The 13,089-nt window shown below is 59.3% G+C and carries 18 protein-coding genes; 9 read left to right on the top strand and 9 right to left on the bottom strand.

Annotated features, from left to right (window positions below; genetic code table 11):
• Nucleotides 1-172: 172 nt before the first annotated feature.
• Complete coding sequence (locus tag AC1DVV_RS02570) at nt 173-1,096, bottom strand: peptidoglycan DD-metalloendopeptidase family protein (protein WP_477666354.1); 924 nt, start codon at nt 1,094-1,096, stop codon at nt 173-175.
• Nucleotides 1,097-1,124: 28 nt separating this feature from the next.
• On the bottom strand, nt 1,125-1,340 hold the full coding sequence (locus tag AC1DVV_RS02575; RefSeq protein ID WP_457279148.1) for a hypothetical protein: 216 nt from the start codon (nt 1,338-1,340) through the stop codon (nt 1,125-1,127).
• Nucleotides 1,341-1,596: 256 nt separating this feature from the next.
• On the opposite strand from AC1DVV_RS02575, the gene AC1DVV_RS02580 reads away from it, so the two are divergent.
• From AC1DVV_RS02580 to AC1DVV_RS02610, 7 genes are all read left to right on the top strand, one after another.
• The gene (locus AC1DVV_RS02580; RefSeq protein WP_457279147.1) at nt 1,597-1,932 is read left to right on the top strand and encodes an ArsR/SmtB family transcription factor; all 336 of its coding nucleotides are present in this window, start codon (nt 1,597-1,599) and stop codon (nt 1,930-1,932) included.
• Nucleotides 1,929-2,363, top strand: coding sequence for an SRPBCC family protein (locus tag AC1DVV_RS02585; protein WP_477666355.1), 435 nt, complete (start codon nt 1,929-1,931; stop codon nt 2,361-2,363). Before AC1DVV_RS02580 ends, AC1DVV_RS02585 begins: the two co-directional genes overlap by 4 nt.
• Nucleotides 2,364-2,402: 39 nt before the next feature.
• A complete protein-coding gene (locus AC1DVV_RS02590) occupies nt 2,403-2,870 on the top strand; it encodes a DUF1801 domain-containing protein (protein ID WP_477702388.1) in 468 nt (155 codons plus the stop codon).
• Nucleotides 2,871-2,903: 33 nt separating this feature from the next.
• Nucleotides 2,904-3,311 carry a DUF1801 domain-containing protein gene (locus AC1DVV_RS02595; protein ID WP_477666357.1) on the top strand — a complete coding sequence of 136 codons (408 nt, stop codon included), beginning with the start codon at nt 2,904-2,906 and terminating at the stop codon, nt 3,309-3,311.
• Nucleotides 3,312-3,533: 222 nt separating this feature from the next.
• Nucleotides 3,534-4,013, top strand: a complete 480-nt coding sequence (locus tag AC1DVV_RS02600; protein WP_477666358.1) for an SRPBCC family protein — start codon at nt 3,534-3,536, stop codon at nt 4,011-4,013.
• A 13-nt stretch (nt 4,014-4,026) separates the two neighbouring features.
• Nucleotides 4,027-4,353 carry an ArsR/SmtB family transcription factor gene (locus tag AC1DVV_RS02605; protein ID WP_477666359.1) on the top strand — a complete coding sequence of 109 codons (327 nt, stop codon included), beginning with the start codon at nt 4,027-4,029 and terminating at the stop codon, nt 4,351-4,353.
• 22 nt (nt 4,354-4,375) lie between these two features.
• Nucleotides 4,376-4,726: a DUF2200 domain-containing protein gene (locus AC1DVV_RS02610; protein WP_477666360.1), complete on the top strand. Its 351-nt coding sequence runs from the start codon at nt 4,376-4,378 to the stop codon at nt 4,724-4,726.
• Nucleotides 4,727-4,756: 30 nt separating this feature from the next.
• Here AC1DVV_RS02610 and AC1DVV_RS02615 read toward each other — a convergent pair whose 3' ends face one another.
• On the bottom strand, nt 4,757-5,350 hold the full coding sequence (locus AC1DVV_RS02615; protein ID WP_477702383.1) for a pseudouridine synthase: 594 nt from the start codon (nt 5,348-5,350) through the stop codon (nt 4,757-4,759).
• A gap of 50 nt (nt 5,351-5,400) precedes the next feature.
• Between AC1DVV_RS02615 and AC1DVV_RS02620 the strand changes: the two genes are divergently transcribed.
• Nucleotides 5,401-6,123, top strand: a complete 723-nt coding sequence (locus AC1DVV_RS02620; protein WP_477707099.1) for an SOS response-associated peptidase — start codon at nt 5,401-5,403, stop codon at nt 6,121-6,123.
• 121 nt (nt 6,124-6,244) lie between these two features.
• On the opposite strand, the gene AC1DVV_RS02625 is transcribed toward AC1DVV_RS02620, so the two are convergent.
• The 4 genes from AC1DVV_RS02625 to AC1DVV_RS02640 all read right to left on the bottom strand — a co-directional run bounded on the left by AC1DVV_RS02625 (nt 6,245) and on the right by AC1DVV_RS02640 (nt 10,917).
• A complete protein-coding gene (locus tag AC1DVV_RS02625) occupies nt 6,245-6,868 on the bottom strand; it encodes a DUF938 domain-containing protein (protein ID WP_477702385.1) in 624 nt (207 codons plus the stop codon).
• A 235-nt stretch (nt 6,869-7,103) separates the two neighbouring features.
• Complete coding sequence (locus tag AC1DVV_RS02630; protein ID WP_477707100.1) at nt 7,104-7,523, bottom strand: hypothetical protein; 420 nt, start codon at nt 7,521-7,523, stop codon at nt 7,104-7,106.
• 25 nt (nt 7,524-7,548) lie between these two features.
• A complete protein-coding gene (locus AC1DVV_RS02635; RefSeq protein WP_477707101.1) occupies nt 7,549-8,967 on the bottom strand; it encodes an AAA family ATPase in 1,419 nt (472 codons plus the stop codon).
• A gap of 96 nt (nt 8,968-9,063) precedes the next feature.
• Nucleotides 9,064-10,917 (bottom strand): glutamine--tRNA ligase/YqeY domain fusion protein, encoded by a 1,854-nt coding sequence (locus tag AC1DVV_RS02640; protein ID WP_477707102.1) that lies wholly within the window; start codon nt 10,915-10,917, stop codon nt 9,064-9,066.
• A gap of 118 nt (nt 10,918-11,035) precedes the next feature.
• Here AC1DVV_RS02640 and AC1DVV_RS02645 point away from each other — a divergent pair, with 118 nt between their 5' ends.
• Entirely contained in the window at nt 11,036-11,422 is a 387-nt protein-coding gene (locus AC1DVV_RS02645) for a hypothetical protein (protein WP_477702756.1), read from the top strand.
• A 113-nt stretch (nt 11,423-11,535) separates the two neighbouring features.
• Here AC1DVV_RS02645 and AC1DVV_RS02650 read toward each other — a convergent pair whose 3' ends face one another.
• A complete protein-coding gene (locus AC1DVV_RS02650) occupies nt 11,536-12,117 on the bottom strand; it encodes a DUF3455 domain-containing protein (RefSeq protein WP_477702755.1) in 582 nt (193 codons plus the stop codon).
• Between the two features lie 335 nt (nt 12,118-12,452).
• Nucleotides 12,453-13,043, bottom strand: coding sequence for a DUF3455 domain-containing protein (locus AC1DVV_RS02655; protein WP_477649856.1), 591 nt, complete (start codon nt 13,041-13,043; stop codon nt 12,453-12,455).
• Between the last annotated feature and the right edge of the window lie 46 nt (nt 13,044-13,089).

The raw sequence follows: 13,089 nt of genomic DNA on the forward strand, positions 1-13,089 counted from the left end.
GTTTTCCCTAGTGAGTGCGACCTACCGGGCTAGAGGGGCCGGTCCAGATTCAGTTGCAGCCTGTTTCTGCCGGGCAGGCGCTATGCTTTTAATAGCTGCTTTCGCAAGGCCCTATTGGGTTTTGGCCACTTTTTCCATTAATTAGCCTGCCGCTACTCGCCACTGCTCACAGTTACTCGCCGCCTGCCCGGGCCCCCAGAAACAGCGCCGGGTCCACCATCGCGCGGTTCAGCATCACCCCCCAATGCAGGTGCGGCCCCGTGACGCGGCCTGTGGCGCCCACGGCACCCAGGCGCTCGCCTGTCTTCAGTGTGTCGCCAACGGCCACGCCAATCGCACTCAGGTGGCACATCATGCTCAGCAAGCCGCCGCCGTGGTCCAGCCACACCGTGTTGCCGTTGAAGAAGTAGTCGCCCGTGTCAATGACGCGGGCGGGCAGCGGCGCCACCACCGGCGTGCCCGTGGCGGCGGCGATGTCCATGCCGCTGTGCGGGTTGCGCGACTGCCCGTTAAAGACGCGCCGCAGCCCGAACGAGCTGGAGCGGCGGCCCGGCACCGGCACCTGCATGCGCAGCGGCGTTTGCGGCAAAGGCTCGCTGAAGGTGGCCATGACCACTTCCTGGTGCGCGCGCTCGCGTTCGTAGCGCGCCTGGTCTTCGGGCGACAAATCTACCGTGCCGGGCGCTACCTTGAGGCGCTGCTCAAGGTAGTGCTTGGGCGCCACGGTGTAGGCAAGCTGCTGCTGGCTGCCGTCAGGGGCCAGCACCGAGATGGTCGCCTCGCCGGGCTCTGCAGACAGCGCAATGCCTACCAGCGCCGTCCACCCCGCAGGGTCACCCAGCACCAGCAAGGGCACACCGCCTGCCTGCGCCACGGGCCGCACCGCCGCCGGGCCCAGTGGCAGCCGGGCAATGCCGCCGGGAACCTGCGACGCGGTGGGCCAGGCGCCCGAGGGCGCAGGCGCCGCGGCAAGGCATGAGGCAGGCAAGGCCAGCAGGCTTGCGCCCGCCAGCAGCACTGAGCGGCGGGTGGGCGGGGAGGGCTGCAACGATGGCAAGAAAGGCAGGAAAGTGGAGCGTGAGGTGCTGACGGGCATGGAGTCGATTATTGCGGCGCCGCGGCGCTTACTGCGTGAGCGTGATTTTTCCTTTGCTCACGTAGTCGTCAAACTGGATGCGCGGAATCGCCGTGACGGCGGCAACACCGTCGCCGGCGTCCCAGCTGAGCGTGGCGCTGTCCGGCTCCAGCGCAACTTCCACACGCACACGCGGGATCTCGATGGGCGTACCGTCACCCGGTGTGTAAGTCACGTCACCGGTAATCATGGCGAACTGGGGCATGGCTATCTCCTGGCAGGGGTCGTTATGCGCCCCCGGACGGCGGCGCTTGAAACCATTTGGCACGCATCGCAAGCGTTTGTCTGTCAGAGAAAGGCGGCATTGTTGAATGGCGGCGTTCATGAACTGCCTTCCATGATGGCAACGGGTTGTCACGCTCAGGTCACGCTGAGGCTGACGGGGCTGAATCCCCGGGGCTTTCACTTTCTGGATGCAGGGTGGGTTGACAGACCAATAACCATATGGTTATGATTTCGGCATGCAAACAGTTTCCAACGAGGTCGCCAACGAAGTTTTCAAAGCCCTGGCCGACCCGACACGCCGGGCGATTTTTGAGCGCCTGGCCCAGGACGGGGCGCAAACCGTGCGTGCGCTGACGGACCGCGCAGGCGTGTCGCAGCCGGCGGTGTCCAAGCACCTGCGCATCCTGAAGCAGGCAAGGCTGGTGGACGACAGGCGCGAGGGCCGCGAAACGCATTACAGCGCCCAGCCGCTGGCGCTTTCAGTCCTGCGCGACTGGGTGAGTTTTTATGGCGCCTTCTGGAACGACCGCATCGATCATCTCGAATCACTTTTGAAAAGGATGGACCAATGAGCAACACCACAACCCTTGACACCACTACGGCCTCCACTGAAACACGCGCCGTCGTCGTCGAGCGCGAGATCCCTTACCCGCCCGAAAAAATCTGGCGCGCCCTCACGCAGCCGCACCTGATCGAAGAGTGGCTCATGAAGAACGACTTCAAGCCCGTCATGGACCAGCGTTTCAGCCTGCGCGCAGACTGGGGCGCTGTCGAATGCCAGGTTCTGGCCATCGAGCCCGACAAAACGCTGTCTTACACCTGGGCCGCCTATGGCCTTGAAAGCGTCGTCACCTGGACGCTTACCCCCACAGGCACGGGCACACACCTGCGCATGGAACAGTCAGGCTTCCGGCTGGACCAGGAGCAGGCCTACCAGGGCGCCAAGCACGGCTGGCCACAGTTCTTTGCCAAGCTGGAAGAGGTTCTGGCGCGGGCAGGTTGACTGCCCAGGTCTTCAACGCGAGGCATTGAGATGAATGCAATGGCCAAAAAGAAGCCCGATGCGAGCAGGGTGCCGGCAAAGGCAGGCAAGCCGGCCCTGCTCGCAGGCGGCAACCCGCAGATACCCAAAGGCGAGGGCGACGCGCCCGTGCAGGCTTACATCGCGGCCATGCCGGGCTGGAAGCGCGACATCGGGCAACGCCTTGACGCGCTCATCGTGCGCACCATTCCCGGTGTGCACAAGGCCGTCAAATGGAACTCGCCCCTGTATGGTATGGAAGGCGGCGCGAAGGGCGAAGGCCAAGGCTGGTTCCTCAGCGTCCATTGCTTCACGAAGTACGTCAAGGTGGCTTTCTTTCGCGGCACGTCGTTGCGTCCTGTTCCGCCTGGTGAGTCCAAGAGCCAAGACACGCGCTACCTCGACATCCGTGAAGACGACCCCTTCGACGAAGCGCAGCTCACCGACTGGGTGAAACAGGCCAGCCAGTTGCCCGGCGAAAAGATGTGAGCAAGCACCAGACATGATGAATGGAGCAACAACATGAACAAAACCAAAAGTGCGCCGGCTGAAGCAAAAGAATCAGGCTCAGCTTCTGAGTTGATAGACGCAAAGATCAAAGGCCTCGATGACTGGCGCGGCAACACGCTCGCCCGCGTCCGGGCCATCGTCACGCAGGCAGTTCCCAATGTGGTCGAGGAATGGAAGTGGAGCGTTCCCGTGTGGTCTAAAGACGGCATCCTCTGCACCGGCGAGACCTACAAGAAGGCCGTGAAGCTGACCTTCCCCAAAGGCGCAAAGATGGAAGACCCTTCAGGCCTTTTCAACTCCAGCCTCGAAGGCAACACCCGCCGCGCCATTGACTTTCATGAGGGCGACAAGATCGATGAGAAAGCGCTGAAGGCATTGATACGCGAAGCCGCGACGCTGAACAAACCATCGGCCAAATAGCTGGGCTCCAGGGCCACTTTCACGCGTCCTTGGGGAGTCCCGATCGGCGAACCACTTTGAGGCCTGTAGCGCTCTCACGCGCTGGTTAAGTATTTAGCGTGCAGTTTTCACCATCCGGTTGCAATTTATCGCCGGCGATAAAAATGGTTGCAAATTAATGCAACCATTTTGTTGCGGTTTTGAATTGGCTTGCGCATAATTAATGCAACCAGGAGATTGCATATGACTTCATCAACGACATCGTCTTCATCCACAGACCGCATCGAACGCAGCACCTTGATCAACGCCCCCGTGTCACGGGTCTGGCGCGCGCTGGTGAACGCCGAAGAATTTGGCGGCTGGTTCGGCGTGGCGCTCAAGGGCAAAAACTTTATTGCCGGCCAGCAGGTGCAGGGCCACATCACCATTCCGGGCTATGAGCATGTGCTGTTTGACGTGCTCATTGAGCGGATAGAGCCCGAAAAGCTGTTCTCTTACCGCTGGCACCCCTACGCGGTAGACCCGGCCATCGACTATTCGAAAGAGCCCACCACGCTGGTCGAGTTCACCCTCAAAGACACGGGCAAGGGCACCCTGCTCAGCGTGGTGGAATCAGGCTTTGACAAAATCCCCGTAGCACGCCGCGCAGAGGCCATTCGGATGAACACCGGCGGCTGGGAAGGCCAGTTGGACAATATCCAGAAATATGTCACCTCGCACTAAAACCTCTGAAGTCTTGACCCCCCAGCCCGGCCCCGCAGGCGTCTTCGCCGCCCTGGGCGACGAAACCCGCCTGCGGCTGGTGGCCGTGCTCTGCGTGGGCGGCGCCGTGTCAATTGCCCAGCTCACCTCCACTACCGACATCACCCGCCAGGCCGTGACCAAGCACCTGCATGTGCTGGCCGACGCGGGGCTGGTGCATCACGTCAAAGTAGGGCGAGAGCGTCTGTGGCAGTTTGACCCACAGCAGCTCGACGAAGCCCGCCGCTCACTGGATTTGATTGCCCAGCAGTGGGACCAGGCACTGGGCCGGTTGAAGGCCGCGCTCGAGGCAGAGGCATAGCCGCTTTGCAGAAGGAATGACGATGCCCCAGCACAAGATTTTCACGATGGCTTTTGCCAAGGTCTACCCGATGTTGGTTCAAAAAGCCGAACGCAAAGGCCGCACCAAAGAAGAAGTCGATCAGATCATCTGCTGGCTGACCGGTTATGACCAAAAGGGGCTGGACAAACAAATCAGACAGCAAAACGATTTCGAAACTTTCTTCGCCCAGGCCCCAGCCATGCATCCGAATGTCTCACTGATCAAAGGTGTGGTCTGCGGTGTTCGCGTAGAAGAGGTCGAAGACCCACTGATGCAGAAGATTCGCTGGCTGGACAAGCTGATTGATGAGCTTGCCAAAGGAAAGGCGATGGAGAAGATCCTGCGGCAGTAACTTCTGCGGCGTGTTGCCCCATTCCGCCTTCTATTCCGCTTGCTCTTGCGCCTCACGCCAGAGGCCCTGCGCCAGGCCCTGCAGCGCATAGGGGCCGATGGAAGCGCGAATCAGTCGCAAAGTTGGAAAGCCCACGGCAGCCGTCATGCGCCGCACCTGCCGGTTGCGCCCTTCGCGAATGCCCAGTTCCAGCCACGTCGTGGGTATGGCCTTGCGCACGCGCACGGGCGGCTCGCGCTCCCACAGGCCCGGCGGTGTGTCGATCAGCCGCGCGTTGGCGGGGCGCGTCATGCCGTCGTTGAGCTGCACGCCCTGGCGCAATGCATCCACCGCAGCTTCGTCGGGTACGCCTTCAACCTGCACCCAGTAGATTTTTTCCATCTTGAAGCGCGGGTCACTGATGCGCGCCTGCAGCGCGCCATCGCTCGTCAGCAGGAGCAGGCCTTCACTGTCTGCATCCAGCCGGCCGGCCACATACACCTCGGGCACTGCAATGAAGTCTTTCAGCCCGCGCCAGCGGCCCTCAGGCGTGAACTGGCTCAGCACGCCGTAGGGTTTGTTGAAGCAGATCAGGCGCGGCGGCATGCCGGTTGCGGTGGGCGGGGGGAAGCTGGGGCTGGGCATGGGTGTCATTGGACCATGCCCTGGTAGCGCCACTGGGATAGCATCGCCGCATGAGTACCCAATACGAGAGCATCAAAACCGCCACGCTTTATACCGATGTCTTCGGGGTGGCCGCCCCGGCTTCGCCCGTGGAACGCAATGTGTGGCCGCGCAAGCCGGGTGTTTTTATCCGCGCGATAAAAGTCGATGAAGCCGAAGAAACTGAGGAAGCCGAAGAGGTTGACGAGCCCACAGGCGCTGAACAGCCCGCGCGTGCGCTGCTTTCGCATGAGCTGGTGACCGGGCAGTTTGGCCTGGTGCCGCGCTGGGTCAAGTCGGCGTCTGACGCCAAACTGCGTTCGACCAAGCTGGTCAATGCCCGCGCGGAAACCGTCACCACGTCCAGCAACTTCCGCGATGCCTGGCTGGCCGGGCAGCGCTGCATCGTGCCGATGATGGCGTTTATGGAAGACGATTGGCGCAGCGGCAAGGCCGTGCCCACCCGCATTGCCCGGGTAGATGGCCAACCCCTGGGTGTGGCGGGCCTGTGGGAGAGCTGGACAGGCGCGGATGGCGAAGTCATCGTCAGCTACGCACTCCTCACAGTGAATGCCAACAGCCACGCCCTGATGAGCCGGTACCAGCAGCCCGGCAACGAAAAACGCATGCTGGCGATTCTGAACGAGGGCGCCTACGATGCCTGGCTCAGCGCCCGCACGGAAAAAGCCAAGGAGTTCATGCGGGCCTATCCGGCTAACTGGCTGACCGCCAACCCGGTTGAGAAAAGCCGCTGATCGCCACGCTAACCGGGTTAGAACGAGAATTTATTGAAAATGATGCTGTAGCCCTTGATGAGAAAGCGCGAGCAGCTATAGAAAGAATAGCGGGCTCAGCTTGCTGCCGACGAGTGCGCAGCTAATGTTTTGCCGACTGCTGTGATTTGGCCCAGACCAGCAGCAGGTTGTTAGCCGGCATGGCGTGCCGGGCTTGCAGCTGCAGGCCGGCGCGCTCGGCTTCCTGCTCTACATCTTCCCTTCGTCTTATGCCCCATGTGGGGTCTTGCGTCCGCAGGCTTTGGTCGAAGTTGAGGTTGCCTTCCGACGTAGGCACGCCGTCTTCCAGATACGGCCCGTAAGTCACCAGCACGCCACCCTGCGCCAAGTGGCGTGCACTGCCTTGCATCAGCGCCGCGCAGGTCGCCCAGGGCGAGATGTGCAGCATGTTGGCGCAGTAGATCAAATCAAACTGCGCATCACCCGGCAACCACTCGGGCGCCATCACGTCGAGTACGAGGGGAGGGCGGACACTGCCCAATCCCTGTTCGGTGATTCGGGCAGAGATGGAATCCATCGCAACAGGCATCGCATCGGTAGGCTGCCATGTCCATTGCGGAAGCACTGCGGCGAACCAGGTGACGTGTTGGCCTGTGCCGGATGCGATCTCCAGCGCGTTGCCACGCGTGGGCAAGATCTCTCGCAAGACATCGAGTATGGGCTGCTTGTTGCGGTCTGCGGCGGGGCTGAAGTTGAGGGAGGGCATGAGAACATCTGCAAGTTCTGATCGATGCAGGTTAATCTAAATGGAGCGAGAAGTGCCGTGGCAGTTCGATCCGCAGCAGTCTGAGAAAGCGCGACACTCGAAAAATCTGTTGGGGCGACAGTAAAGTGCGTTGAGGTGACTGACGAAGCGGTCGAAAGGATTGAAGACGTCAGAGAGAAACGCGATCACACTCGAACCAATTCACCTGAAACCAAACTGCCGTTACTTTTACTTTCTAGGCCAAAAAAGCAGCGTCTGGAACTTTTGTTGCTGTGGGCTTGATTCCGTTGATTTTTTTGAATTTCGATACTGAAGTTCTTAGATTGTTGTCAAAGGACACTAGTTTTTTTCTGGTACTAACAAACGTAAGTCGTGCGTGTGGAATATCTGCTGCATTGCAGATGTACGCATAACCCCTGTCGCTAGTAAAACTTTTGATGGTTGCGTTACTCACGTGAATAAGTCGGTTCTGAGCTCCAAGATAGTTGAGTAGGCTCGCTATCAACGGATTGCCATGCCGTTGATATTCACTCAGCATGGGATTGCTAAGACAAAGCGTACCGTCATCTTTCAACCAAGCAAAAAAATATTTAAGATTTGGATCCCCTGGTGAGTTGTAGAGGCGCATAACACAAGAATCAACGACGATGTCCATTTCATCCTCCTCCTACATCCGACATTCAGACTGAAGAATTAAATCCCGCTGAAACCAAGCTCATGGCATCTGCGCTGTAGGTGCTGAAGAAGGCTTTCGGAGCGCCTTGCAAATTTCCAGTTGGCAGTATTGTTATTGGGTGAGCTTTTGCTTGTCCATTCTTATTCAAGTCGAAAAAATAAATTGCAATGTCAGAGGGCTCTATCACGCCTTCAGCAACTAACAGGCGTAAGCGATTTATCAGGTACTCACTGTGTGTCTCAATGACATACCTTCGATTGGTCAAGCGATTTACAAAGTGATTGGCGAGCTGGGCTTGTGCCGACGGGTGTAGATGAACTTCCGGTTGATTTATGAGCAGTGTTCCATGGGCTCTCAAGCCAACATCCTTAATTAGGATTGGGAGGATTTGCGAAATGCCAAAACCGGTATCCGCATAGTTAATGAATCTTTTATGTCCCTTGGGTTTGACTAACATGCGTAGGACGTCATCGTTGGACGCTGCCGGGCGTAAGGTGTCGGCCAGTTGGAGGTCGGTAAGCAGCTGCACGACTTGCCTAAATAGACGCGGATAGGATCTCCGCCATTTTGCAAGCTCCAACATTGACAAGTCACCTCTTGGGTCAATCAGATTGCCCCGCTCGACTACGGCATAGTGACGCTCCGGATACGCACGAACTGGCCCCACGTAAGTAAACTGTGACCAAAGATCTCGGGCGACTACCATTAATAAATCGATGATCGGCTTTGTACCTAGCTCATCACCAATTTCGGTTTTGAGTTCATTTGCTTTTTTCGTTTTTAGATCAAACCATTTCCCCTGTCGCTCTTGTGCACTTTTGATTGATTGACGATAAAACTCCTCCGCATTTGGTTTTTGTGCATTCGTTCTACTAGCTGTCGGTTTCTCTCCTTTGGCCATAATTTCTTCAAAAGCCTTTATGGCTTCAAACATGGCGGATGTTTGGTTTGAATCTGATAGAAACGACGACTGATATCTTGCTTTGTACTTCTTGCTCTGTTTGTCCCATTCAATTTCGAGACTAGTTTTCCCTGACTTGAAAGCTAATCCTGCGGGAAGAATGTGGTCCCCAACCGGGGAGTATCGATATGTGCCGTCAAGTTCCGCTGTTGCTTCGCCTTTTTCTATAGTGACTCCGATTCCAAACTGGGAACGAGAGTTGCCGCCGTGAACAATATCTTTGAATCCACCAAGCGAACAATTAACACCGTTTGGTGTTAGATCAAACGGAAATGTGCTTCCTGCCCTAGTTTGGAGAATGGAAGCTACGGCGGACAAGACGCTACTTTTACCAGAGCTGTTAGCTCCGGTTAAGAGAGTGATTGGTGCCAACTTAATGTCTAGCTCTCCAAATGCGCGAAAGTCGCGCAACCTGAGTGCTGTTAGTTTGGCAAAGCTCTTGTCGTTCTTGTCTGTACTCATCGATTTCTCCCCAAATCGGAAGCTGCAGCGCGAGTTGAGGTCTCGTCACTAGCGGGAAAACATTTGGAATTCACCAAGAACCGCAACCCTGAAACGCTATTTTGTGAAAGAGTCTTTCATACCCGTCACTCGATTGAAGACGGATTTACCCTCTCCTCCAATCTGATGATCCTTTGAGTCCGTCACAAAGTACCCATGCCGCTCAAACTGAAACCTCGTGCCGGCAGGCACATTGGTCAATGACGGCTCAACGTAGGCAGTCACTGCCTTGAGGCTGTCGGGATTCAACTCATCGTGGAAATCCTTGTCGCCGGTGCCGGGGTGTTCGGTGGTGAAGAGGCGGTCATAAAGGCGCACTTCGGCCTGCACCGCGTCGTTCACGCCCACCCAGGTGATCACGCCCTTGACCTTGATGGCGTCGGAGCCGGGGGTGCCGCTCTTGGTGTCGGGGATCAGGGTGGCATGCACTTCGGTGACCTTGCCGTTGGCATCTTTCACCGCGCCTGTGCATTCGATGACATGGCCGTATTTGAGGCGGACCTTGCTGCCGGCAATGGCTTGCTTGCTCGCGTTGATGTGCGGCGGGAACAGGCGGAAGAAACCTTTGGGTGGGGTTTCTTCGTAGTCGGTGCGTTCAATCCAGACTTCCTTGCCGATCTTGAATTGGCGCTTGCCCATCTCTTCGTGGTGCGGATGCACGGGCGCGCTGCAGTCGTCAAGCTTTCCTGCGCCCATGACTTCGTCCCAGTTCGTGAGCACGAGCTTGACCGGGTCGAGCACGGCCATGGCGCGCGGGGCAATCGGGTCGAGCGTATCGCGCAACGAGCCTTCGAGCGTGCTGTAGTCGATCCAGCTGTCGCTCTTGGTCACGCCGATGCGTTCGGCAAACAGTTGCAGCGACTCGGGTGTGTAGCCGCGGCGGCGCAGGCCGACGATGGTGGGCATGCGCGGGTCGTCCCAGCCGCTCACGCGCTTTTCAGTGACCAGCTGGGCGAGCTTGCGTTTGCTGGTGAGCACGTAGGTGAGGTTCAGGCGCGCAAATTCGTACTGGCGCGGGTGCGGTGTGGCAATGAGTTTGCCTTCGGCCAGACGGTCTAGCAGCCAGTCGTAAAACGGGCGCTGGTCTTCAAACTCCAGCGTGCAGATGCTGTGGGTGATTTGCTCCAGCGCGTCTTCGACCGGGTGGGCGAAGGTGTACATGGGGTAAATGCACCATTTGTCGCCCGTGTTGTGGTGGTGGGCGCGGCGAATGCGGTAAATGGCCGGGTCGCGCATGTTGATGTTGGGCGAGGCCATGTCGATCTTGGCGCGCAGCACGGCGGCGCCGTCGGGCAGCTTGCCGTCTCGCATTTCGCGAAAGCGCGCCAGGTTTTCGGCGGGTGTGCGGCCACGGAAGGGGCTGTTGGTGCCGGGGTGGCCGAAGTCGCCGCGGTTGTGGCGCATTTCTTCGGCGGTTTGTTCGTCAACGTAGGCGTTGCCGCTTTCAATCAGATACTCGGCTGCGCGGTACATGAAGTCGAAGTAGTCGCTGGCCTGGTAGGGCTTGTCGCCCCCTTTGCCGTTGCCGATCTGCGCCCAGTCATAGCCCAGCCACTTGACGGCTTCGATGATGCTGTCGACGTATTCGGTGTCTTCTTTTTCGGGGTTGGTGTCATCAAAGCGCAGGTGGCACACGCCGCCGTAGTCACGCGCCAGGCCGAAGTTCAGGCAAATGCTTTTGGCATGGCCCACGTGTAAGTAGCCGTTGGGCTCGGGCGGAAAGCGCAGGCGCACCTTGGCCGGGTCGGGCTGGCCTCCAGCGTGGTGGGCGGCGTCCCCGGGGCTGCCGCCCCAGCGGCGGCTGGCATAAGTGCCTTCGGCCAGGTCTTTTTCGATGATCTGGCGCAGGAAGTTGCTGGGCTTGTGGGTTTCTTTGTCGGCGGGCGCGGAGGCAGGGGCGGGGGTGGTCATTGAGTGATTTTAGGGGGTTACGTTTGGCTACGCTCTTCACTGTGCGTACGGTACGCCGTTACGGGGGTGGCGCGTTTAATAAACACATGGGCATTTTCTGCCCTGTTAAGGAGATCATATGAAGACAGCAATCAAGGCAAACCGCTCCGTCGCCGTGGCAGGCGCCGCAGCCGCACTGGCACTTGCCGCTTTCGGCTTTGCCGGTGCTGCCCAGGCCCGCGACAACGTGACCTTTTCCGTGGGCGTCGGGGTGCCGGGTGTGCAGGTTGGCGTAACGAACGCCTATCCGGTGTACCAGCAGCCCGTGTACGTGCAGCCGGCACCTGTGTATTACCAGCCCGCGCCGGTGTACTACCAGCCGCGTCCTGTGTACGTGAGGCCTGCGCCTGTGTACTACGCACCGCAGCCGGTGTATTACGGCCCCAGGCACGGCCACAGGCACCACGGAGGCTACTACGTGCAGGCGCCCCCTCCGGGTTATGGGCCGGGGTATTACAGGCGCTAAGCCTGCGTTGCGGGCTAACCCGGTCTGACCCGGAGTCGCCAGGGTTAGCCGCCTTGCAACAGCAAAAAGCAAAAAGCCCGCTTCAAGCGGGCTTTTTGCCGGGCGCCGAAAAATCAGCCGGCCGGGCCCCAGAAAACATAGTCCGCCTCGTAAGGCACCGACACCCGCATGCCCAGGCTGGCGGATGTGCAGGGCGGGCTCGCCACCACTCCGCCCGCGGTTCTGCGGCTCTGGATGTAGCTGATGCTGGCGAGCGCACCCGGGGTGTCTGAAGGGCTCACCATGGCCCGCTGCAGCGGAAGGCCGCTACGGTCAGAGGACACTTCTACCAACTCCTTCGCGGTGACTTTGGAGCCGTCGCTGTGCACCCAGCGCGAGCGCAGGCCCGGGTAGTACGTGACGGTCTGGCCATTGCTGTCCTGCAGCCGCAGCCCCGGTGACTGGAGCAGCCAGGCGTATTCATAGGGCGCACGTTTGATGGCCTGGCATTCATACAGGAGGTCGCCCTTGCCCTGGGCTTCCAGCACGGCCTTGTGGCCCGCCGGCACGCGTATGGCTTCAGGCAGGGTCTGCTGGGCGTTGTAGGGGTTGGGCAGGCGCGCGCTGCAGGCGCCAAGCACCCCCACTGCGCCGGTGACCATGAGCACGCTTCGCAGCAGGGCGAAGCAGGGAGCGCGAGGGGCTTTGGTGTTCACGGCAGGTTCCAGGTGAGGGGCGATGGTCTCAGGCACAGTAAAACACAATACGCCAGGCCCGCTGTAGGACGCTGAAGGGAGTGGATGCGGGCAAAGGTCGGCAGGTTTGACTGGGTGGGGTGATGGCGCATTGGAAGCGTCCAGCCGGTATTCCATGCCGGTGCTAATGCCGGTGTCGTGATGCAGCTCCATATCAGTGCCAAATATGGCTGCAGCCCAATAAAAATCAGCGCGAGCAGCTATAAATTCAATAGCATGTTGATTCTGCCCACGCCATAAAAAAAGCCCGCAAACCAGAGGCCTGCGGGCTTTTGGGTTCCGTTTGCCGCTCTGCTTCAAGAGGCTTTCCAGAAAATATAGTCGGCCTGGTAAGACGTTGTCAGCTTGTCGCCGAGGTCGGCTTGCGTGCAGGCCTTGCCCAGCTCCTGGCCGCCCTTGGTCTTGATGCGCTGGATGTAGGTGATGTTTTGCAGGACGCCAGGCGTGGCGCCCGATGCACCGGTGGAAAGCTGGTTCGGCAGATTGGTGGCGCCTATGCGGGGTGCCAGTGCCACCTGTGTGCCGACGACGCTGGAGCCGTCGACGTGCGTCCAGGTGGCAGGCGGGCCGGAGTATTTCGCGACGGTTTTGCCGGTGCGGTCCAGCAGGTCGGCCTCGGGCCTCACGAGAACCCAGCCGATGGTGCCGGCCGTGTCGGCGTTGGCCTTGCACTCGTAATGAAGCAGGCCGCTGGCGGTGGTTTCAAGCGCCACAACATGCCCGGGCGGCACCTTGACCGATGCGTCCAGCGGGTCCTGCGTGTATTCCTTGGGAAGCGGCGCGACGCCGGAGCAGGCGGTGATCAGTGCGGCAGTGCCGGTGACCATGGCCAGCGTGACGGCAACGCTCTTGCTATAGGCCCAAAAGGTGTTGTGTGTGCTTTTCATGAAGGCTCCTCGGGTTGTTGTTTTGCCCGCTAACCAGTAAAGCCCG

The sequence above is a fragment of the Polaromonas sp. P3_B4 genome, from assembly GCF_056402835.1.